We start from the raw sequence: 21,294 nt of genomic DNA on the forward strand, positions 1-21,294 counted from the left end.
GATTTTGAAAAGAATCCATTGATTTATTTGATGGGTTCTTTTTTTAAAACGAGTTGTTAGCTAAATCAGCTATAGTTTGGTATGATGATGCTATAAACATTAGAGAGGTGAGTTGGTTGTTAGATAACACCGATAACACAGGTACAATTACCTGTTCTTTTTGTGGAAAGACTCAGGACCAAGTCAAAAAGATCGTGGCGGGTCCTGGTGTCTATATCTGCAATGAATGTATTGATTTATGTAAGGAAATAATTGATGAAGAAGTTTCTCGTGAGAGTGCAGAGGAATTTTCAGATATTCCTACACCAGCAGAAATTGTAGATAAACTAAACGAATATGTGATTGGCCAAAATGAAGCAAAACGGACCTTGTCTGTGGCTGTTTATAATCATTATAAACGAATCAATCAAATGGAAAATGCGGATGAAGGAGATACAGAACTCCAAAAAAGTAATATTAGTTTGATTGGGCCAACGGGGTCAGGAAAAACTTTCTTGGCACAAAGTCTTGCTCGTATTTTAAACGTACCATTTGCTATCGCGGATGCCACTACCTTAACGGAAGCGGGTTACGTGGGTGAAGACGTTGAAAATATTCTTTTGAAGCTCTTGCAGAATGCTGATTACGATGTTGAAAAGGCTGAAAAAGGCATTATTTACATTGATGAAATCGACAAAATTGCAAAGAAAAGCGAAAATGTTTCTATCACCCGAGATGTTTCTGGTGAAGGTGTGCAACAGGCACTTTTGAAGATTCTTGAAGGCACCATTGCTAATGTACCACCACAGGGCGGACGTAAGCATCCGCAACAAGAGTTTATTCAAATTGATACAACAAATATTTTGTTCATTGTTGGTGGTGCCTTTGATGGGATCGAAGAAATCGTGAAGAGTCGTTTAGGCGATAAAGTCATTGGTTTTGGGACGGATTCGACTAAAGCGGTCGATAAGTCCAAGAGTTTTATGCAACAGGTGATCCCAGAAGATCTGTTACGCTTTGGCTTAATTCCAGAATTTATCGGTCGGCTACCAATTTTGACGGCATTGGAGAAGTTAACAACAGACGATTTGGTTCGTATTTTGACTGAACCTAAAAATGCACTTGTTAAGCAGTATAAGACACTTTTAAGTTTGGATGATGTTAAATTACACTTTACACGCCAAGCTTTGCGGGCGATCGCAGAGGAAGCACTTTCTCGAAATACCGGAGCACGTGGCTTACGTTCCATCATTGAAGAAGTGATGCGTGACATTATGTTTGAAATTCCGTCTCGTGATGATGTTGAACAAGTTACGGTTACAAAACGAACTGTCGTTGACCATAGTGAGCCTGAATTAATTCTTAAAGATAAAAAAGCTTCTTAGGCTTGATTTGATAAGGAATAATGGTTTCTGTAAAGGAAACCATTATTTTTTTACCAAAATTTGTGGCCGTTGTGTGTTAAAATTAAACAAGATTAAAATGAGGTGGTTCAAAAAATGGAAGTTCATAATGTCGAATTAGTCATGAGTGCCGTTGCTCCTGCTCAATATCCAACCACAGGATATCCTGAGATCGCACTTGTGGGGCGTTCAAATGTTGGTAAATCATCGCTAACCAATGTCTTGATTAACCGTAAAAGTTACGCAAGAACCTCTTCTCAGCCAGGAAAGACGCAAACGCTCAATTTCTATAATGTTGAGGATCAATTATATTTTGTGGATGTGCCTGGATATGGCTATGCGAAAGTTTCGCGTAGTGAACGAGAAAAATGGGGTAAAATGATCGAAACCTATTTGACGACCCGTCCTCAGTTAAAAGGCGTAATATCTTTAGTTGACGCGCGCCACGCCCCTAGTGAAGACGACGTTACAATGTATAATTGGTTACGTTACTATGAAATTCCGGTTTTAGTTGTGGCTACGAAGAGCGACAAAGTGGCTAGAGGAAAGTGGAACAAAAGTGAGAGTTTGATCAAAAAAACTCTTCGCTTTAGTGCACCAGATGAATTTCAACTTTTTTCCGCACAGAATAAAATGGGCAAAGACCAGGTTTGGCAGTGGATTGAAGCACGGATGCAGGAGGATTAAGTATGGAGTTTAATGACTATCAGAAAAAGGCAAATCGCACGTTATTTGGAAACGAGCAAGTTCTTACAAATTGTGCCTTGGGTTTGGCCAGTGAAAGTGGTCAAGTAGTTGACCTTGTTAAAAATTATACTTTTCATGGTAAAGACTTAAATCGTGAAGAATTAACAAAAGAAATGGGTGACGTGTTGTGGTATTTATCGCAGGTTGCTCAGTGGGCAGATATTCCATTTGAACAAGTTGCACAAGAAAACATTGAAACCTTGAATAAACGTTATCCTAGCAGTAAATAAAAATGAGTGACCGATTATCGGTTCACTCATTTTTTTGATTTATTAGCCTTTTTTGTGTCTGTTGATCGTTTAAGAAATTTATTCTTTTTTTCGTTTGCCAGCTTATCTTCAGTCGGTGCCACGAATTTATCTAGCATTTTTTCGAGATTCAATTCACGTTTTACTTTTAGGCCCATATTCATCACTCCTTGGGCTTATGATAACAGATTTTATATCATCTGTCAGCAAATCAATAAATATACATTTTAAAATGAATATTTCTTATCATGGTGCATAAATGAGATTTATTTACGAAAATACTTGCATAAATAGTCATTGTGTCTTATACTTCATATATTCTACTTTTGATAGGGAGTTAAGGTTATGAAAAAAAAGTTTTTTGAATTGATTATGTTGATTGGATTGCTGTTTACCGCGTTGCCCTTTAGTCAAGCCAGTGCCGCAACAAATAATACTAAAGCGACGGATACGTCGTTGGCAAAGATCCAAAAAAAGGGTGTGTTGGTTTTAGGAACCAGTCCTGACTATGCACCTTATGAATTTCAGACAACTAAAAATGGTAAAAGTGTTGATGTGGGAATGGACATTAGTATCGCTAAACAAATTGCCAAGGATTTAGGGGTCAAACTTAAAATTAAAAATATGGACTTCGATTCTTTGTTAGTAGCTTTACAAACGGGTAAAGTGGATATGGTGATGGCAGGCATGAACCCGACACCTAGTCGGCGAAAAAGTGTCACCTTTTCAAATGTATACTATAAGGGTGGTCAAGATATTGTCATCAATAAAAAGGATGCGAAACTTTATACAAGTAAGAAATCCTTTGAAGGAAAAACGGTTGGTGCCCAAACAGGTACGATGCAGTACAACATGGCCAAAAAACAAATTGCCAACGTCACAGTAAAGGGGTTTGATAAAGGTGCTGATTTGATCTTAGCACTGCAAACGAATAAGATTGATGGCATTGTCATGGAAAAACCAAGTGCGGAAGCTTACGGTAAGAATAATCCGCAGTTAAGCCTTGTGAATGGACATTTTAATCTGAGTTCTGATGAGACCAGTTCTGCAATTGCCTTCCAAAAAGGTGCCACTAGCTTAGCCGGTGCTGTCAATAAAAGTTTGGCCAAAATTCAGAAAAAGGATTTAATTAATAAGGTTTACTTAAAAGAAGCTGGTAGCCATATGGAGACCAATACTGTTAATACGTCTATGTTCCACTACTGGAAGTATTTTGCAAAGGGCATTGGTTATACGTTGTTGATTTCAGCATTTTCAGTTTTCTTTGGGTTTATTCTTGGCACGATTTTGGCCTTCATGCGCTTGAGCCGAAATAAAATTTTTAAAGCCGTTGCCACTGCTTATATTGAATTTGTTCGTGGGACTCCGTTGATGGTCCAAATCATGTTTGTCTACTTCGGTATTGGGTTAATTATCAACTTGCCGGCCCTAACTTCCGGCATTATCGCTGTTTCGTTAAATAGCGGTGCCTATGTCGCCGAAGTGATCCGAGGCGGAATCAATTCGGTTGATAAAGGACAAACGGAAGCGGCACGAAGTTTGGGTTTATCCAAAAGCGGGACGATGCGATACGTGATTTTGCCACAAGCCATTAAAAATATTTGGCCGGCTCTTGGTAATGAATTCATTTCTTTAATTAAGGAAAGTTCAATTGTTTCAATCATTGGTGTCACAGACTTAATTTATCAATTAAAAATTGTTCAGTCTGATACTTATCGTGGTGTGGCACCGATTGTGGTTGCTATGCTGTTATACTTTATCGTTACCTTTGGCCTTTCCAAGTTGTTAGCTTATTTCGAAGGGAGAATGAAACATGCCAACTAAAATTTTAGATATCCAAAATTTGAATAAAAAGTATCATGATAATGAGGTTCTCAAAGATATTTCAGAGACGGTCGAAAAGGGACAAGTAATTTGTGTTATCGGGCCTTCGGGAGCTGGTAAGAGCACATTCTTGCGCTGCTTAACTTTGCTAGAAAAACCAAGTGAAGGACACATTCTTTTCGAAGGCACAGATTTAACTTCTCTGAAGGAAAAAGAATTAGATGAACTTCGGGAAAAAATGGGCATGGTTTTTCAAAATTTCAACTTATTTCCAAACATGACGGTTTTAGATAATATCAAATTGGCACCAATGAAAGTTAAAAATCTATCTGATGAACAAGCTACTGATATTGCCAAAAAATTACTGACGCAAGTGGGACTGTCTGATAAGGGCACCCAATATCCTCAGAGCTTGTCAGGAGGACAACAACAACGTGTGGCAATTGCACGTGCCTTAGCCATGCAACCGGAAGTCATGTTGTTTGATGAGCCCACATCTGCACTTGATCCTGAAATGGTTGGTGATGTGCTCAAAGTCATGCAGGACTTGGCTAAAGAAGGGATGACGATGGTTGTCGTTACCCATGAAATGGGATTTGCACGTTCGGTAGCGGATCAAATTTGGTTTATGGACGGGGGCTATATTCAAGAAAAGGGCACACCAGAAGATTTCTTTGATCATCCAAAAACGGCACGTGCACAAGATTTTCTTTCAAAAGTACTTGTGCAGTAATTATGAAAGTTCAAAAGAGACACCCTAAAGTCTGTTAAGTGTGAGAGCTTAAACTAATTTGTACATTAGTTAAGTTTTTGCAGTGCCTAACAGGCTTTTTGTGTACCCGAATGTGTGTTTGCCTTTATTGTTGCCCAGAATCTGGAAAGGCGTTATAATGTTACAGACTGATTACGATGCAAGGGGAGGTGAAGTCGGTTGGCTTCGGAACATATTGAGCATAAGTTGGCTTTGTTACCTGACTTACCTGGTTGTTACCAGATGAAAAACATTAATAGTCAGATTATTTATGTGGGGAAAGCTAAAAATCTAAAAAATCGAGTACGCTCTTATTTTAAGAGTTCCCATGATGGTAAAACGGCGCGCTTAGTTTCTGAGATTGCTGATTTTGATTACATTGTGACTTCTAGTGACAAAGAGGCGTTCTTACTTGAAATTACGTTGATTAAGAAATATCAGCCATATTTCAATATTAAATTGAAACGTGGAACGGGATATCCTTACATCAAAATCACCAATGAACGAGATCCGCAAATCTTGATTTCTGGGGATGTCAAAAAAGACGGTGCTTACTACTTTGGACCTTATCCTAATGTGTATGCTGCTGAAGAGACGCTTCACTTTCTGCAAAAGGTTTATCCTTTGCGTCGTTGCAATGGTTTCCAACATCGCCCATGCCTCTATTATCACATGGGACAGTGTTTGGGGGCCTGTTTCAAAACAGTTCCTGAAGAGGCATATGTGAAACAAATTGCCCGAATTAAATCCTTTTTGAATGGAAATGTCAAAAATGCGAAAAAGCATTTAATCGCAACAATGAATGAAGCCGCTCAAAATTTGGAGTTTGAACGTGCTGCTGATATTCGCGATCAAATTCATTACATTGAAGTCACAGTGGAAAAGCAAAAAATCATTTCAAATGATCATACCCCACGTGATTTGTTCAACTTTTATATTGATAAAGGTTGGTTGTCAATTCAAATTTTCTTTATTCGTCAGGCTCGCTTAATGAAGCGTGAAAAAAGATTGTTTCCAGTCGTAAGCACGGCTCCTGAAGAATTGACTTCCTTTATTTTGCAGTTTTATAACCAAAAAAACAATTTATTGCCTAATGAGATCTTGGTTCCAAGTGGTCTCGAAAACCAGGTTATTAGTGATATTCTTAAGGTTCCAGTACGTACACCACAACGCGGGCAAAAACGTGATTTGATGCACCTGGCTAAAGAAAATGCGCAGATAACTTTGGAAGAAAAATTCCGTTTACTTGAATTAGATGATTCTAAAACAGTTGGCGCAATGAAAGAAATCACGGATGCACTTGGAATTCCAGCTGGTCATCGCATTGAGGCCTTTGACCATTCACATATTCAGGGAGCTGACCTTGTGTCTGCGATGGTGGTATTTACGGATGGAAAACCAGATAAGAAAATGTATCGAAAGTATAAGTTAAAAACGGTGAACCATGCTGATGAGGCAGCCAGTACTCGTGAAGTGATTAGGAGACGTTACACACGGCTTCTAAAGGAGCATCAACCGCTTCCAGACCTGATTTTAATGGATGGTGGGGAAATACAACTCAATGCTGTCAAAGATGTTTTAGTCAATGAACTAAACTTGCAAATTCCTGTTGCAGGGATGGTTAAAAATGATAAACATAAGACGGCAGATTTGTTATTTGGTCCCGACGATCGTCATATTTTTCTTGATCCTAAAAGCCAGGGATTTTACTTGGTCCAACGAATTCAAGATGAAGTCCATCGATTTGCGATCACTTTTCATCGACAAGTGCATACCAAGCACTCACTCAGTTCTCGATTAGATGATATTGCTGGCGTTGGTCCAAAAACGCGCAACAAACTCTTACGTAAGTTTGGGTCTTTGCGGCGAATTGCAGAAGCACCTGTGACCGATTTACAAGCACTCGGCATTTCTGAACGAGTTGCAAAGACAATTAAAATTTCGTTGAGTGGGGCAGTTAAGAGCTAAATGTCACTTTATTGAGAGCGATTGCTCAATAGATGAAAGCATTCTTTAAATTTATTATAATTTGAGCTAAATCTCTGCTAAAATAGGGATATTGGAAACTAAAAAGTCATGTTAAAAAGCATTGGAGAAAAATATGTTTGTTGATCAAGTAAAAATTAATATCAAAGCCGGTAACGGTGGTAACGGAGCTGTGGCTTTTCGTCGTGAAAAGTTTGTTCCCAATGGTGGACCTGCTGGCGGTGACGGCGGTCACGGTGGCGACGTAATTTTTAAAGTGGATTCTGGATTACGGACACTGATGGATTTTCGTTATCAAAAAAAGTTTAAAGCTGCTTCTGGTAGCAACGGAATGAATAAGCAAATGACTGGGCGTAGTGCCGAGAATTTGGTTATTAAAGTTCCGGAAGGGACAATTGTTAAAAACACGGAGACTGGTAAAGTTATTGGAGATTTGGTTGACGATCAAGATACTTTAGTGGTAGCTAAAGGTGGCCGTGGTGGGCGTGGCAATATTCATTTTGCGAGTCCAAAGAATCCGGCACCGGAGATTGCTGAAAATGGGGAACCCGGCCAAGAAATTAGCGTGCAATTGGAATTGCGATTATTAGCTGATGTAGGGCTTTTAGGATTCCCATCAGTTGGAAAATCCACACTGCTTTCCGTTGTGACAAGTGCAAAACCTAAAATTGCAGAATATCATTTTACAACGTTGGTTCCTAACTTAGGAATGGTTCAATTAGATGATGGACGTGATTTTGTTATTGCAGATATTCCAGGTCTTATTGAGGGAGCTTCACAAGGTGTTGGTTTAGGATTTGAATTTTTAAGACATGTGGAGCGAACCAAAGTATTATTACATCTAGTCGATATGGGTGGTATTGAAGAGTCAGATCCTTTTGATAGCTATCAAAAAATAAATCAGGAACTTCAAAAATATGATCCAGATTTAATTAAGCGTCGTCAGATTATTGTACCAACAAAAATGGATATGCCTGATGCAAAAAAGAATCTCGAAAAGTTCCGCCAAGCGTTGCAAAAATCCGTTGGTGACCAAGCTGTTCCGGATATTTTTCCGATTTCTGCAGTAACGCATGAAGGGCTACAACCTTTGATGCGTCATGCGGCGGATGTGCTGGAAGCAACTCCAGATCCAATTAAAACACCAGAAGTATCTGATGAGGATTCTGTAACCTATGCATATGAAGCCAAAAAGCCGTTTACAATTGAGAAAGATGAAGACGGTACTTGGGTCTTAGCAGGTGAAAAACTCGAAAGACTATTTAAGATGACTAATACAGAACATGATGACAGTCTCATTAGGTTTGCTCGCCAGATGCGTGGCATGGGCGTTGATGATGCGCTACGAAAAGCCGGTATTAAAAATGGGGATTCGGTTCGTATATTAGATTTTACATTTGAATTTGTTGAATAAGTTAATTTTAAATGAAATATAGAGGAATTGCGTATGGATTCGGAAAGAAATACTTCTACTGAAGTATCAAGAAGGAAAAAAAGTTCCGCTCAACCAGAAAATTTAGTGTCACACAAAGGACATCAAAAACGGCTGAAACACAGCCGATACATAGGCGGGTTTGATGGGTTAAGAACGCTGGCCTTATTAGGTGTTATTTTGTACCACTTACTCCCGTATGACATGAAAGGTGGCTATTTGGGAGTTCCTGTTTTCTTTGCAATTTCGGGATATTTAATTACAGATTTGTTTGTTCAAGAGTGGGATCAAAACGGATCAATTAAAGTATTTAGTTTTTATGGTCGGCGATTGAAGCGGCTGTATCCTACATTAATTGCAGTTTTAGCGGCCAGTACGGCTTACATGACCGTGTTTGCCCAAGATCTCTTGACACATATTAAAGATATTATTTGGACTAATTTAGCTTTTGTCTATAATTGGTGGCAAATTGGGCATGGTCAGTCATATTTTGATCGTTACAACGGGGAATCACCGTTTACACATTTGTGGTATTTATCAGTATTAGGGCAGTATTACTTTGTTTGGCCAATTGTGTTAATTGCGCTTTTGATTACCTTTAAAAATCGTGGGCATATCATGGCACTCTTAAACGGTTTGGCAATTGTTTCTGCGATTCTAATGTTTATTTTGTACGATCCGTCCAATACGAACCGTGTGTATTATGGTTCAGATACTCGAATGACTCCTTATTTATTGGGAGCAGCTTTAGCCTTTTTCTGGCCGTCGACACATTTAAATCCACACTTGAATCGTAATGGTCGCTGGTTGCTGGACTTACTGGGAATTGGATCATTAGGTATAATTATCTGGATGGCTCTGGAAATGAGTGGCACAAGTAGTTTTACATACCATGGTGGTATGTTATTGTTCTCCATTTTTTCAGTTATACTTATTGCCGTAATTGCTCATCCTGGGACCAAGTTTGGTAATCTATTCAGTAATCGTTTGTTTGCATGGATTGGAAAGCGTAGCTATGGTATTTATTTATACCAGTTTCCGGTCATGATTTTTTATGAGAAAGCGGTTGTGAATATTGCAGCTCATCCGGTATACAATGCCTTAGCAGAAGCGGCAATTATTGTGGTAATCAGTGATATTTCTTATCGTCTAATTGAAAACCCGGCTGCTCATTTCGACTATCGGCATCCACTTAAGTTTGTTGGAAACCTGTTTAAAAGGCATTCGGTTTATGGCTGGAAACGACTCTGGGCGCTTCCAGTGATTGCGGTGATTGTCTTGGCCGGATATGGCACAGTTACTGGTGCTAAAAAGACAAACACACATGGCAATGCGTTGCAGCTTAATATTGCTAAAAATGATCGGAAGTCCTCAAAACAGAATAGTAAAGCTTTGGCTGCTCAGAAGAAGGCACGCTTAAAGAAAAAGCAACGTGCGGCAGAGCTAGAAAAGATCAAGAAAGAAAAATCAATTAAATTAACTGCAGCTGAAGAAAAAATTAAGACCAAGTACAACTTGCAACCCTCAGAAGTCAAGATCGCTAAAAAAATGTCCATAACGGGAATCGGGGATTCTGTAATGGCAGATACTTCTAATGATATGCAAGAAGTTTTTCCAACAGCATACATTTCGGCAAAGGTTGGTCGCCAAGTTTACCAAGCGTCTAGTCTATTGAAACAAATGGCTGCTCAGGGAAACTTAAGTGACAACGTGGTCATCAACTTAGGAACTAACGGACCGTTTACGACAGACCAGCTAAAAGGCATTTTAAAGGCCATTGGCGATAAACGTCAGGTGTTCTGGGTAAATGCTCATGTGCCGACTCGTAATTGGGAGTCACAGGTTAACCGAACGCTGCAAGCAGCTTCTAAAAAGTACAAAAATCTTCATGTTGTGGATTGGCATGGTTTGAGTGTGAATCAGTCAGGCTGGTTCTATGAGGATCATGTTCATCCAAATATAGAAGGTAATAAGGCTTATACGACGTTGCTAACCAAGGCAATTGTCAAATACGGAAGTGTCAATTAGAGCTAACCTAATTAAAACAAGCTCGAATTTGCTAATTGCATCACAAAACAAAGAGACGAGATTTAAGAAAGTGTGTCATTTTTCTTAAATCTCGTCTCTTTGTTTTGGCAAAATTTCATTTTAAAAAGTTAATTTAGTAGCTAGAGAATTTTTTGATAGTTCCTGGCCATCAGGACTGTATGCACTAGCAAACTGAAGGGTGCAACTATGCAAGTTGTGGACTAAGTTAGTGGGAACTAAAACGACAGCAGTAGTTGCCATAGTCTTATGAGCACCAATTCTTTTACCGGCCGAACTATCAACTAAGTTTGCAAGTGGTGTGCCTGCGAAGTCGTTAGAAAGCTTTACGTAATTCAGGCCACCAATGACAGCTTGTTGCGTGCCCTTATTTTGAATCGTAAATTTGATTTGCAGAGTATAGTAAGTCGCACTTACGTTAGTGTTATTAAATGCATCGGTGACAACTTGTCGCGCTTTTTTGGTCTTTGCCACATTGGTTAAAAGACGTACTTGCGTGATTCTATATTCAAATGGCCGACTAATAATGATTTGGTCAGCCTTTTTGACTTTGTTGAGTGTTACTTTTGTCCCAAAAGAATCATATGAAAATTGTTTTGGTTGGGTCAAATTGCCATGTGCCACATAATGACTATTTTTTTGAATTTTTGTGGATACTTTATAACTGGAGCTTTTTTGCTTTGCCTGGGATGGTGTAGATTCTTTTTTTGCGCTTGCCTGTGCTGAAGAGTTGTTAGCACGAGCTTGGCTAGATTTTTGATGGGCGTCCTTATTTTGATTCGTAAATGTCGTTTTCCCTTTATCTTGATAATGGGCTTCATGTTTTTCACTGGCACATCCTGCCAAAAGGGTGCTACTTAAGAGAAAAAGAACCATCAATTTCTTCATGACTATTCATCCTTATCCTAAAATTAATTTTGCGTTTCTTAAATGATAACCAAATAATTTTCTGGGTCTTGTTGCCAAGTAGCCCAGCTGCATACGGCCACTAACTGTTTTTGTGCGAGTCTCGAATTGATCCAAGGTTAACGCTGACATTCCTGGGACCACTATAAGCCACGGATCCATAAGTTCTAAAGAACTGATCGGAAGGGGCTTGCCATTTTGCATGACAAAAAGTTTAAGGTGGGGATCAAGTTCGGCTACTGACAAATTAAAATCAACTAATCGCATGATTATTCCTCATTATATCGTTTTAAATCGGTTTATTTGTTACAAATCAATTATAATTGATTATAAGAGACATATGAAGTGCAAACTAAAAGAGTTGGCATAGCAAATTGTGTTAAATTTGTGGTATGGTATTTAGGTAGGATTTATAAACAAGAGTAAATGGGGAACGACGTGTTATGGAATTAGAATTTTTAGGAACCGGAGCAGGTGTTCCCGGTAAATTTAGAAATGTTACGAGTATTGCCTTAAAGCTGCTAGATGAACGTAATTCTATCTGGCTGTTTGATGTTGGCGAAGGTACACAACAACAAATTTTACGAACAAATATTAAACCACGTAAAATTGATAAGATTTTTATTACACATTTGCATGGTGATCATTTATTTGGTTTGCCTGGATTGTTAAGTAGTCGTTCGTTTCAAGGTGGGGAGTCCGAGCTAGTCATCTATGGGCCAAAGGGCATTCGTCAATTTGTCCAGACTGCGTTGCGTGTATCTGATTCGCATCTATCTTATCCGATCAGCTTTGTTGAACTCGGAGATGAGGGTGTTATTTTTGAAGATGCTAAGTTCAAAGTTTCCTTTTTAAGACTGGATCATCGTATTGAAAGTGTCGGTTATCGAGTTGAAGAAAAATCGTATCCGGGACAGTTACAAGTTGAAAAATTAAAGCAGTTGCAAATTCCGTCTGGTCCAGTTTATGGTCAACTGAAAAAAGGCGAAACGGTCACCTTACCTGATGGTCGTCAAATAAATGGTAAGGAATTTTTGGGTGAGCCACAGCCAGGGCGAATTGTGACGATTTTAGGAGATACACGCAAAACTAAGAATAGCTTTCTATTGGCAAAGAATGCAGATGTTTTGGTGCATGAAAGTACGTTTGCTAAAAACGAAAGTAAACTTGCCCGAAATTATTACCATTCCACAAATATTCAAGCTGCAGGAATTGCTAAAGAGGCGCACGTACATCGTTTGATCTTGACGCACATTTCGGCTCGTTACACCGGTAAAATGGCTAATGAGCTTCAAAAACAAGCTCAGACAGTCTTTAAAGCAACTAAGGTTGTTCACGATTTTGATATTATTAATATTCCGCTTAAATAGTTCAGATGAGGGGTGATTCAATGTTGACTCGATTAAAAGAGTTACGTGACCTAGAAGGCAAAATAGTTTTAATTACTGGTGCGTCCAGTGGTGTGGGTAAATTAGTGGCCTTTGAAATGGCTACTCGGGGTGCAACTTTGGTACTTTGCGCACGCCATTTGACAGAGCTACGTAAAGTTGCTCAAAAATGTAAAGAGCTTTCTCAACATGCTGCCTATGTTGTTCAATTAGATGTTTCGGATTCTCAAATGATTGATCAACAATTGATCCATGTTCTCCGTGATATTGGTTCGGTAGATGTGTTGGTCAACAGTGCTGGCTTTGGATTGTTTGAACCATTCGTCGAATTGGATATGGCAACTGTCGAAAAAATGTTTCGGGTTAATGTGTTAGGGCTGATGTATGTCACACAAAGAATCGCGCAACAAATGATTACAGTAAAGCGGGGACAAATTTTCAATATTGCTTCGGTCGCAGGTAAAATTGCAACCCCGAAATCTACAGCCTATTCGGCTACTAAGTTTGCCGTTGTGGGCTTTTCAAATGCACTGCGCCTAGAATTGAAACCATTGGGCATTCAAGTGACCACAGTAAATCCAGGGCCAGTGGAGACCAATTTTTTCAAGACAGCTGATCCCAGTGGAAACTATTTTGATCGTATTAAACTTTTGGCTTTGTCACCAGAAAAAGTTGCACATCAAATTGTAAATGCGGTAGGATACAAACGACGTGAAATTAATGCACCGTTGTATATGGAACTGATTCACCGGGGATATGAGCTGTTTCCTAATTTTGGAGATCAGCTAGCAAGCAGTCAATTATTTAATCGGAAGTAGGGTCTTAAACATGAAAAATCAGTGGAGAGTTCTTGTTATTTTAGTTTTAGTTTTGTTGGTAGCTATATTTGCTATCGTTAATGTCAATGAAGTTCCTTTAAGCCTGGTATTTACAACGGTTCACTGGCCACTTGTACTTGTGATTTTGATTTCCTTGATTGCGGGTGCTTTGATTACCTTTTTGGTTTCCATGGGGACATCGGTGGCAGAAAAAAAACAACATCGGCGTGAAATGGATACAGCAACCAAGCAAATTGATGAATTGCGTGCCGATAACGCGGCATTAAAGCGGCGTGTAAATAACGTCAGTGTGGAAAAAGATTCAAGTAAACAAAAACTTGAAGAGCTATAAATAAGTATGCAAAATAAAATTGTTTAAAAACTGGACGAAAGTGACAAACTCGCAAGAGAAAGCTTTCGTCCACTTCGTTTTTTATTGATTAGACAGGGAAGTGGAGTCTTGTTGAAACCAAAGTATGAATGGCAGCTAGCGGATAAAAAATATACAGCGTTACAAGTGAGTCAATTGGCACAAGCTTGTCAGGTCAGTGAAATTACTGCAGAGGTTTTACTGAGTCGTGGTTATGATACACCAGAAAAAGTTGAAGTTTTTTTAACAGCTGATCCCAAGATGATCCACGATCCATTTTTGCTTCATGATATGAAAAAAGCTGTGGATCGTATTCAACAGGCCATTGTGGCTAATGAAAAAATCGTGGTTTATGGGGATTATGATGCAGACGGTGTGACTAGTACGACTATTATGTTCGAAACGTTAAATGAACTTGGTGCTAATGTGGATTACTTTGTTCCAGATCGTTTTAAAGATGGTTACGGTCCTAATATGGCAGAGTATCAACAATTTATCGAAAATGGTGTGACTTTATTAGTTACGGTTGATAATGGGGTAGCAGGCAATGAGCCGATCGATTATGCCGTAGCGCACGGGATGGATGTAATTGTGACTGACCATCATGAGCTGCCTGAAAAACTACCAAATGCCACTGCGATTGTTCATCCGCGCTATCCCGGTAGTGAATATCCTTTTAATGATCTTTCTGGTGTTGGCGTCGCCTTTAAAGTAGCTTCTGCTTTGTTAGATGAGGTTCCGGAAGAATTTTTAGATTTAGTTGCAATTGGGACAATTGGCGATTTAGTTTCGTTAACAGATGAAAATCGTTTTTTGGTCACCAATGGTTTAAAGCTACTTAGTGAAGGACAGCGTGTAGGTTTAAATGCGTTGTTAAAAGTTAGTGGTTTAGAGAATCAGAAGATCAACGAACAAGATATTGGATTCACCATCGCACCACGCCTAAATGCGGTGGGAAGGATTGGCAATGCTGGTGAGGCCGTGGAATTACTAACTACTTTTGATGAGGAAAAGGCTGACTTGATTGCCAAGCACATTGATTCTGTTAATGATCAGCGCAAACAGTTGGTTGAAGACATTTATGCTGAGGCTATTTTTCAAGCTCAGAATACGGATAATTCAAATCGAAAGACATTAGTGATTACGGGAACGGATTGGCATCAAGGTGTTTTGGGGATTGTGGCGAGCCGCCTTGTAGAAGCGACGGGTAAACCCACAATTGTCCTTAGTGGCAACCATTCAGACAGTGATTTGAAAGGTTCTGGTCGAAGTGTTGCCGCATTGAACTTATTTGAAGCGTTAAATGCCAAACGTGAAATTTATGAAAACTTTGGTGGGCATCACATGGCGGTCGGTTTGACCATTAAAAAAGAAAACATTCCTCAATTGCGAGACCTTTTTGAAGCTGCGGCGGTAGAAGTAAACTTGGATGAACATCAAGCATTGCCACTAAAAATTGACGGCGTGGTCAAAGCAGACCAAGTTTCAGTGACCGCAATTCAAGATTTGAGTAAATTGGGCCCATTTGGTACAGATAATCCGATTCCAGAGTTTGAGATTAAATTTGATCAGATCGCGGATGCAAAGCAAATTGGAGCTAACCAAGATCATTTGAAGTTTCAAATGGCTGGTAAAAGTCAAAAAATTGATGCAATTGCTTTTAAGCAAGGGGCAATGTTACCATACCTTCAAGTACAGCCCGGTGATGTTAAGGTAGTGGGAACATTGGAGCTAAATACTTGGCGTAATCAAACTAAACCGCAAGTTATGGTAAAAGATTTATGTGTCGATGCGGTTCCGGTTATTGATCAACGCACCACCCATTTAAATAAGCAAATGTTCGACCGACAAACAACCTATGTTTTCTTTCATAAGAAGACCTATGAGAAAGTACAGCATTATTTAAATCCGGCTGCGCAAGTGGCTATTTTGAGTGGCGAAAGCACACTTGAAACGGTCTTAGCAGGAGATTTAACCTTGGTGGACTGCCCAGATTCACTTACTAGATTTGCAAATTGGTTGGCTAATCAAAAACCAGACGCAATGACCGTTTATTTTTATCAACGAAACAATGCGTATCTGGATGGGATGCCCACACGTCAGCAAAGTGCCAAGGTATTTAAGTTTTTTGCAAATCACCCGGTTGTGGATTTAAAAAAACAGTTACCAGATGTTGTTGCCCATTTGCATATGGAACAAAATTTATTAGTTTTTCTAATACAGGTGTTTTTTGAGTTAGGATTTGTTAAAATAGACAACGGTCGTGTTTCTTTGGTTCCGAATCCTAAACCACAAAAATTGAGTGTGGCACCGACCTATCAGTTAAGACAACAACAAATCAAAACGCAAGAAAAATTACTATACAGCAAGTCTGCCGCGTTAACGGCTTGGATACAAGCTCGTTTGACAGATAATAATAAAGGAGTTGCTGAATAAATGGCTTTAGATTTACATGATTATGTCGCAAGTATTCCAGATTATCCAGAAAAAGGGGTTATTTTTCGAGATATCTCCCCACTAATGGGTGATGGTGAAGCTTATAAGCAGGCTACAAATGAAATTGTTAACTATGCGCGTGGTAGAGGGGTACAGATGATTGTGGGCCCAGAAGCGCGGGGGTTTATTGTTGGATGTCCGGTCGCCTACGAATTAGGCATTGGATTTGCGCCAGCTCGAAAAAAAGGTAAATTGCCACGCGAAACAGTGAAAGCAACCTATGACTTGGAATATGGCACGTCATCACTTTATTTACACAAGGATGCAGTAAAGCCCGGACAAAAAGTCCTCGTCACCGACGATTTATTAGCAACCGGAGGAACAATTTCAGCAACTATTGACTTAGTTGAAAAGCTAGGTGGTATCGTTGTGGGAACTGCTTTCTTTATTGAGTTAAAAGATTTACATGGTCGGGATAAAATTAAAGACTACGATATGTTATCTCTAATGCAATATTAGAAATAAATTGGGGATTTAAAAAAGAAGCCCAAAGGAATTAAATTCTTCCTTTAGGCTTCTTTTTGTGTGAATTTAATGATCATGTTTATTGTGCCAGTCAGTGATATATGCCAAGCGCTGTTTGAAACGTTTTTCATTTCCTTCTTCACTAGGATCGTAAAAATGATGACCCTCCAGTTCAGGAGGCATGGTCTTCATTGCGGTCAATTTATCCTCGGCAGACTGAGCATATTGATAATTTTTACCATAGCCCAAATTGTCCATCAATTTAGTCGGTGCATTTCTAATTTGTAGTGGTACAGGTAAGTTACCTGTCTTCTTCACTTCTTTTTTTGCTGCAGAACGAGCTTTGTAAACAGAGTTGGATTTTGGTGCTAAAGATAAGTAAATGACAGCTTCAGTTAGATGAACATCGCACTCGGGCATACCAAGAAATTGACATGCCTGAAAAACATTAATGCAAAGCTCTAAGGCTTTAGTATCAGCAACACCGATATCTTCACTCGCAAATCGTACTAGTCGTCGCGCAATATACAAGGGATCTTCGCCACCATCTAACATACGTGAAAGCCAATAAATTGCGGCATCAACGTCACTGTTACGCATAGACTTGTGTAAAGCTGAAATAATGTTGTAGTGTTCTTCACCATGTTTATCATACCGGAGGGACTTGGTGTTGATAAATTGATTCAGATTTTGGTTAGTGATAAGCACATGTTTTTGAGTATGTTCTGCGTTCAAAACAGCCATTTCAAGCGTATTTAAAGCCACACGCGCATCACCATTTGCAAATTGTGCAATAGTTAAAAGTGAATCGTCACTAATTTCAACTTTTAAATTAGGGAAACCCTGAGGATGATGAAGGGCTTTTTTTAAAAGAGACACAATTTCTTTAGAAGTAAGTTCCTTTAGAACAAAGACTTTACAACGAGATAACAGGGCAGAATTTATTTCAAATGACGGATTTTCTGTGGTAGCACCAATCAGAGTGATGCTACCACGTTCAACGAATGGTAAAAAAGCGTCTTGCTGTGCTTTATTAAAGCGATGTATTTCATCGACGAAAACAATGGTTTTTTCACCGAGTTCCCGATTCTCTTCAGCTTCTTCCATGATTTTGCGAATGTCCTTGATGCCACTCGTTACGGCGCTAAAAGTGATGAAATGGGATTTAGTTTTGTGCGCAATGATTTGGGCCAGCGTTGTTTTTCCGACACCTGGTGGTCCCCAGAAGATAATTGAGGGAAGTTGGTCCTGGTCAATAATGTCTCGTAAAACCTTTCCTTTGCTCAACAAATGAGTTTGTCCGGTAAATTCATCAAGTGTTTCAGGACGAACGCGATTGGCCAGTGGACTATTTTGAATATTTTGGTCAGCAAATAGCGATTCTTGTTTCAAGATAACCTCCTTATAAGTCGTTTTGATTCTATTTTAACATTATTATTTTGATAAGCATTGGAACTGCTTTGTTCAATTTCAGAAATTTTGTAATCAAGGATACCGGTAAGAAAATTATATATACGCGCATTCAATTTCCGGCTAGTAATATTCCTTGTGGTAGATGATATACCATTCGGTTATATCAATATGCAAAACTCGAACTACTAATGACATGCATATTTTTTTGTGAAGCGAGGCAGATTAATTGCAGAATTCATCTAGGATGATTACAGTGTAGATGTTATAAAAAAATGTAAGCGCTTAAATGAGGAGATGATTATGTGGCAGTTACTTCTGAATTGAATGTTGCTTTTAGCGATACGTTACAGTTCGATAGGTATCAACCAGCCGATGCTACGCCTAAAGGTCTCGTGATTGACATTCACGGAGGTGGTTGGTTTCGTGGCGACAAGCAAAAAGACCAGGATGTTGCGACCTGGTTTGCGCAGAATGGATATTTGACAATTGTGCCTAATTATCATTTGGTTCCTGAAGGATATTTTCCTGTTCCGCTAGAAGATATGGACCAACTTTTCAAACAGATCAGACAACAGTATCCGAACTTGCCGGTAGCAGTATTCGGTTCTTCTGCTGGAGGAAATATGGCTGTTGAAATGGGAATCAAATATAAAATACCGGTAATTTCATTGTCAGGCATTTTGGATATTAAAAGCTGGTTGGAAACCCATCAAGACGTGGTGGCCAAGCCGGATCAAAAACAAGATTTCAAAAACGCAGCCAGCAGTACAATCAATCAAACAGGCGATGACGATCCGTTTTATAAATGGTTTATTCTGAATTATCTAAAAGATCCGCATTTGGCTGATCAGGCCACTCCGGCATCTCATATTAAGGCCAAGAGTGGGCCAATGTTGTTGGTTAATTCTTTGAATGAATTCGTACCAATTTCTGGAGTATTTCAGGTAAGTACACAACTCGCAAGGTTCCAAACACCTGTCGAAACGATTCTGTTGTCTGGTACAAGGCATGCCAAAGGATACTTGAAAGAAGTACAACCTAATATTTTGTTGTTTTTGAAAAAGTATTTAACAAATAGGAGTGATTAGAATGACAAGCGAAGCAAGAAGAAATCCAGTGGAAGATAAATTATTAACACCTGAAAATTCAGCATTTTTATTAATTGACTACCAACCAACCCAAATCAATTCCATTAATTCGATGAATCGAGCTAAATTAGTCGACAATATTGTGAGTACAGTCGGTCTGATTAAGGCCTTTAAAATTCCAGTTATTTTATCAACAGTCAATGTCCAGACGGGGCGTAATCAAGATACAATTCCAGCATTGAAGCAGTTATTAGCGGATGTACCAAGTTATGATCGAACTACAATCAATGCCTGGGAAGATAAAGAGTTTCGTGCAGCCGTTAAAGAGACCGGCCGCCATAATTTAATTATTGCTGCTCTCTGGACGGAAGCTTGTCTAACTTTCCCAACTTTGGATGCTTTACGTGAGGGATACGATGTTTTCCCAGTTGTGGATGCAGTAGGTGGCACTTCAAAAGTCGCTCATGAGGCAGGATTGAGACGAGTGGAACAAGCTGGTGCACAGCCCACAAGTATTGCCCAATTAGCTTGTGAGTTACAACGCGATTGGCAGCGCACAGATACCGTTGCTGGATTTGTTAAAGGGTTAACTGATGCCGGGATTTTTTTAAGGCTATCCTAAAAGACAACACATCTATGAGGGCACGAGTTGACCGTTGACCGGTAGATAATTGGCATACTATTTTGGATGTAGCAGGTGATGATTTCTAATTAAAGTTGAAATGCACAATTGAAAATTTTTAAAGGGTGCTTAGCCTTTAATTACAATAGTTGCGGGAGATAAAAATAGTGATGGCTTGTTATAGTGCCTTTTTTGGTGCAATCATGGGATCTTTTGGAGACATAGCGCAACACGCGCTTATGTTTCGTGATGTGGGAAACCAATTATCTGCCAATGTCGGGGGAAAGGGACAATTATACGGTGCACGCCACAATGACCTAGTGCAACGGCAAATCAATGTGATGAATTCGAATAGTAAAGACTTTCCATATAAAAATGGATTGAAGAGCTGCAATGGAGTTAGTCGATAAACTGACTGAATTGGAGCTCTTCTTTCTCACTAAAGTTGACCATTTAGAATATCAAAAAACATGGTAATTTTCGTAAGTTGATTCCTTATTTAAATTGTTTTACGGAAACTATCCTTGAGGATAAATAGTGGTGAGTCGTACAGGTGGAGGTAAGTGTTATGAAAATGAGTGTTGTGGTACCAACGTATAATTTGGGATCATATTTAGCGCCTCTTTTACAGGATTTGACTAAACAAACGCACAGTTTTGAGCTTTGGTTGGTTGACGATGGCTCAACAGATGGCACACAAAAACAGATTGTGGACTTTGCGAGAGGAGTTCCAAATTTTCATGCTGTTCAATTAATGCATGAAGGCGTTTCTGTTGCGCGCAACTATGGACTAAAACGAGCAACTGGCGATGGAATTGTCTTTGTTGATGGTGACGATTTAATTACGTCCAATTTTATTGAAATTTTAGCACAAGGCTTAGAACAGGGTGCAGTCCTCGTTTCAGTAGGCTATGAATGGTATCGACGTCCTCAAAATCAAACGGATACTTTTATAGAATTAGATCAAAAGGCCATGTTTGATCAAGCGGCTGTCCATGGTAGTGAGATTGGAGGCTATATTTGGAATAAAGCCTTCAGTCGAAAGGCAATTTTAAAGGCAAATTTGATGTTTGACGAATCCTTGCATATTGCTGAAGATTATTTATTTACAACTACTTTTGTGGCTAAAACACCAGGAAAATATTTATATTGGCCCCGTGTTTTATACACAAAACGAAATAGACCTGACAGTACCTTGCACCGTGCTCAAATGAAAGATCGACAAGAAGAAGATACCGTATTTCAAAGAATTCACAAATTGAAGCAAGCATTCAAGGTCTAAATTAATTTGTAAAATGATTGAGAGGCGTTT

General features: G+C 39.1%; 21 protein-coding genes. 17 read left to right on the forward strand and 4 right to left on the reverse strand.

The genetic code is table 11. From position 1 onward, the window contains the following. Nucleotides 1-116 precede the first annotated feature (116 nt). From clpX to IV80_RS00105, 3 genes are all read left to right on the forward strand, one after another. Entirely contained in the window at nucleotides 117-1,364 is a 1,248-nt protein-coding gene (clpX, locus tag IV80_RS00095; protein WP_057747736.1) for an ATP-dependent Clp protease ATP-binding subunit ClpX, read from the forward strand. Nucleotides 1,365-1,478: 114 nt separating this feature from the next. After that, a complete protein-coding gene (gene yihA, locus IV80_RS00100; RefSeq protein ID WP_057747739.1) occupies nucleotides 1,479-2,069 on the forward strand; it encodes a ribosome biogenesis GTP-binding protein YihA/YsxC in 591 nt (196 codons plus the stop codon). A gap of 2 nt (nucleotides 2,070-2,071) precedes the next feature. Continuing rightward, nucleotides 2,072-2,359, forward strand: a complete 288-nt coding sequence (locus IV80_RS00105; protein WP_057747742.1) for a nucleoside triphosphate pyrophosphohydrolase family protein — start codon at nucleotides 2,072-2,074, stop codon at nucleotides 2,357-2,359. 26 nt (nucleotides 2,360-2,385) lie between these two features. On the opposite strand, the gene IV80_RS10135 is transcribed toward IV80_RS00105, so the two are convergent. After that, on the reverse strand, nucleotides 2,386-2,535 hold the full coding sequence (locus IV80_RS10135) for an SPJ_0845 family protein (RefSeq protein ID WP_162259285.1): 150 nt from the start codon (nucleotides 2,533-2,535) through the stop codon (nucleotides 2,386-2,388). 187 nt (nucleotides 2,536-2,722) lie between these two features. Between IV80_RS10135 and IV80_RS00110 the strand changes: the two genes are divergently transcribed. From IV80_RS00110 to IV80_RS00130, 5 genes are all read left to right on the forward strand, one after another. Further along, nucleotides 2,723-4,201: an ABC transporter substrate-binding protein/permease gene (locus IV80_RS00110; RefSeq protein ID WP_057747745.1), complete on the forward strand. Its 1,479-nt coding sequence runs from the start codon at nucleotides 2,723-2,725 to the stop codon at nucleotides 4,199-4,201. After that, entirely contained in the window at nucleotides 4,191-4,934 is a 744-nt protein-coding gene (locus IV80_RS00115; protein ID WP_057747747.1) for an amino acid ABC transporter ATP-binding protein, read from the forward strand. The genes IV80_RS00110 and IV80_RS00115 overlap by 11 nt, the downstream gene beginning before the upstream one ends. A 198-nt stretch (nucleotides 4,935-5,132) precedes the next feature. Beyond that, nucleotides 5,133-6,920: an excinuclease ABC subunit UvrC gene (gene uvrC, locus IV80_RS00120; protein WP_057747750.1), complete on the forward strand. Its 1,788-nt coding sequence runs from the start codon at nucleotides 5,133-5,135 to the stop codon at nucleotides 6,918-6,920. 133 nt (nucleotides 6,921-7,053) lie between these two features. Beyond that, nucleotides 7,054-8,352, forward strand: coding sequence for a GTPase ObgE (obgE, locus tag IV80_RS00125; protein WP_057747752.1), 1,299 nt, complete (start codon nucleotides 7,054-7,056; stop codon nucleotides 8,350-8,352). Nucleotides 8,353-8,385: 33 nt separating this feature from the next. Beyond that, nucleotides 8,386-10,398, forward strand: coding sequence for an acyltransferase family protein (locus IV80_RS00130; protein WP_083490453.1), 2,013 nt, complete (start codon nucleotides 8,386-8,388; stop codon nucleotides 10,396-10,398). 120 nt (nucleotides 10,399-10,518) lie between these two features. On the opposite strand, the gene IV80_RS00135 is transcribed toward IV80_RS00130, so the two are convergent. Further along, nucleotides 10,519-11,304, reverse strand: coding sequence for a hypothetical protein (locus IV80_RS00135; protein WP_057747754.1), 786 nt, complete (start codon nucleotides 11,302-11,304; stop codon nucleotides 10,519-10,521). A 12-nt stretch (nucleotides 11,305-11,316) separates the two neighbouring features. Next, complete coding sequence (locus IV80_RS00140; protein WP_057747757.1) at nucleotides 11,317-11,589, reverse strand: hypothetical protein; 273 nt, start codon at nucleotides 11,587-11,589, stop codon at nucleotides 11,317-11,319. Between the two features lie 176 nt (nucleotides 11,590-11,765). Here IV80_RS00140 and rnz point away from each other — a divergent pair, with 176 nt between their 5' ends. The 5 genes from rnz to IV80_RS00165 all read left to right on the forward strand — a co-directional run bounded on the left by rnz (nucleotide 11,766) and on the right by IV80_RS00165 (nucleotide 16,853). Continuing rightward, the gene (gene rnz, locus IV80_RS00145; protein ID WP_057747760.1) at nucleotides 11,766-12,692 is read left to right on the forward strand and encodes a ribonuclease Z; all 927 of its coding nucleotides are present in this window, start codon (nucleotides 11,766-11,768) and stop codon (nucleotides 12,690-12,692) included. 23 nt (nucleotides 12,693-12,715) lie between these two features. Beyond that, nucleotides 12,716-13,528 carry an SDR family NAD(P)-dependent oxidoreductase gene (locus IV80_RS00150; protein WP_162259291.1) on the forward strand — a complete coding sequence of 271 codons (813 nt, stop codon included), beginning with the start codon at nucleotides 12,716-12,718 and terminating at the stop codon, nucleotides 13,526-13,528. A gap of 10 nt (nucleotides 13,529-13,538) precedes the next feature. Then, complete coding sequence (locus tag IV80_RS00155) at nucleotides 13,539-13,880, forward strand: LapA family protein (RefSeq protein ID WP_057747766.1); 342 nt, start codon at nucleotides 13,539-13,541, stop codon at nucleotides 13,878-13,880. Nucleotides 13,881-13,988: 108 nt separating this feature from the next. Next, the gene (recJ, locus tag IV80_RS00160) at nucleotides 13,989-16,334 is read left to right on the forward strand and encodes a single-stranded-DNA-specific exonuclease RecJ (protein WP_057747769.1); all 2,346 of its coding nucleotides are present in this window, start codon (nucleotides 13,989-13,991) and stop codon (nucleotides 16,332-16,334) included. Beyond that, a complete protein-coding gene (locus tag IV80_RS00165) occupies nucleotides 16,335-16,853 on the forward strand; it encodes an adenine phosphoribosyltransferase (RefSeq protein WP_057747771.1) in 519 nt (172 codons plus the stop codon). A gap of 72 nt (nucleotides 16,854-16,925) precedes the next feature. Here the strand turns inward: IV80_RS00165 and IV80_RS00170 are convergent, their stop codons facing one another. Continuing rightward, the gene (locus tag IV80_RS00170) at nucleotides 16,926-18,251 is read right to left on the reverse strand and encodes a replication-associated recombination protein A (RefSeq protein WP_057747774.1); all 1,326 of its coding nucleotides are present in this window, start codon (nucleotides 18,249-18,251) and stop codon (nucleotides 16,926-16,928) included. Between the two features lie 323 nt (nucleotides 18,252-18,574). Here IV80_RS00170 and IV80_RS00175 point away from each other — a divergent pair, with 323 nt between their 5' ends. From IV80_RS00175 to IV80_RS00190, 4 genes are all read left to right on the forward strand, one after another. Continuing rightward, nucleotides 18,575-19,360, forward strand: a complete 786-nt coding sequence (locus IV80_RS00175; protein WP_057747777.1) for an alpha/beta hydrolase — start codon at nucleotides 18,575-18,577, stop codon at nucleotides 19,358-19,360. Between the two features lies 1 nt (nucleotide 19,361). Next, nucleotides 19,362-19,982 (forward strand): hydrolase, encoded by a 621-nt coding sequence (locus IV80_RS00180; RefSeq protein WP_057747780.1) that lies wholly within the window; start codon nucleotides 19,362-19,364, stop codon nucleotides 19,980-19,982. A gap of 170 nt (nucleotides 19,983-20,152) precedes the next feature. Then, the gene (locus IV80_RS00185; RefSeq protein WP_147186298.1) at nucleotides 20,153-20,392 is read left to right on the forward strand and encodes a hypothetical protein; all 240 of its coding nucleotides are present in this window, start codon (nucleotides 20,153-20,155) and stop codon (nucleotides 20,390-20,392) included. A gap of 158 nt (nucleotides 20,393-20,550) precedes the next feature. Beyond that, the gene (locus IV80_RS00190) at nucleotides 20,551-21,264 is read left to right on the forward strand and encodes a glycosyltransferase family 2 protein (protein WP_057747786.1); all 714 of its coding nucleotides are present in this window, start codon (nucleotides 20,551-20,553) and stop codon (nucleotides 21,262-21,264) included. Nucleotides 21,265-21,294: the final 30 nt, after the last annotated feature.

This window comes from Pediococcus cellicola (assembly GCF_001438655.1).
Taxonomy (GTDB): Bacteria; Bacillota; Bacilli; order Lactobacillales; family Lactobacillaceae; genus Pediococcus; species Pediococcus cellicola.

Bases quoted from the DNA above. Each gene is read 5' to 3' on its own strand.
- obgE (WP_057747752.1), top strand. From the start codon at position 7,054: ATGTTTGTTGATCAAGTAAAAATTAATATCAAAGCCGGTAACGGTGGT.
- IV80_RS00155 (WP_057747766.1), top strand. From the start codon at position 13,539: ATGAAAAATCAGTGGAGAGTTCTTGTTATTTTAGTTTTAGTTTTGTTG.
- IV80_RS00165 (WP_057747771.1), top strand. From the start codon at position 16,335: ATGGCTTTAGATTTACATGATTATGTCGCAAGTATTCCAGATTATCCA.
- IV80_RS00185 (WP_147186298.1), top strand. From the start codon at position 20,153: ATGGCTTGTTATAGTGCCTTTTTTGGTGCAATCATGGGATCTTTTGGA.
- yihA (WP_057747739.1), top strand. From the start codon at position 1,479: ATGGAAGTTCATAATGTCGAATTAGTCATGAGTGCCGTTGCTCCTGCT.
- IV80_RS00190 (WP_057747786.1), top strand. From the start codon at position 20,551: ATGAAAATGAGTGTTGTGGTACCAACGTATAATTTGGGATCATATTTA.
- IV80_RS00105 (WP_057747742.1), top strand. From the start codon at position 2,072: ATGGAGTTTAATGACTATCAGAAAAAGGCAAATCGCACGTTATTTGGA.
- IV80_RS10135 (WP_162259285.1), bottom strand. From the start codon at position 2,535: ATGGGCCTAAAAGTAAAACGTGAATTGAATCTCGAAAAAATGCTAGAT.
- IV80_RS00180 (WP_057747780.1), top strand. From the start codon at position 19,362: ATGACAAGCGAAGCAAGAAGAAATCCAGTGGAAGATAAATTATTAACA.
- IV80_RS00130 (WP_083490453.1), top strand. From the start codon at position 8,386: ATGGATTCGGAAAGAAATACTTCTACTGAAGTATCAAGAAGGAAAAAA.
- IV80_RS00115 (WP_057747747.1), top strand. From the start codon at position 4,191: ATGCCAACTAAAATTTTAGATATCCAAAATTTGAATAAAAAGTATCAT.
- IV80_RS00140 (WP_057747757.1), bottom strand. From the start codon at position 11,589: ATGCGATTAGTTGATTTTAATTTGTCAGTAGCCGAACTTGATCCCCAC.
- IV80_RS00110 (WP_057747745.1), top strand. From the start codon at position 2,723: ATGAAAAAAAAGTTTTTTGAATTGATTATGTTGATTGGATTGCTGTTT.
- IV80_RS00135 (WP_057747754.1), bottom strand. From the start codon at position 11,304: ATGAAGAAATTGATGGTTCTTTTTCTCTTAAGTAGCACCCTTTTGGCA.
- rnz (WP_057747760.1), top strand. From the start codon at position 11,766: ATGGAATTAGAATTTTTAGGAACCGGAGCAGGTGTTCCCGGTAAATTT.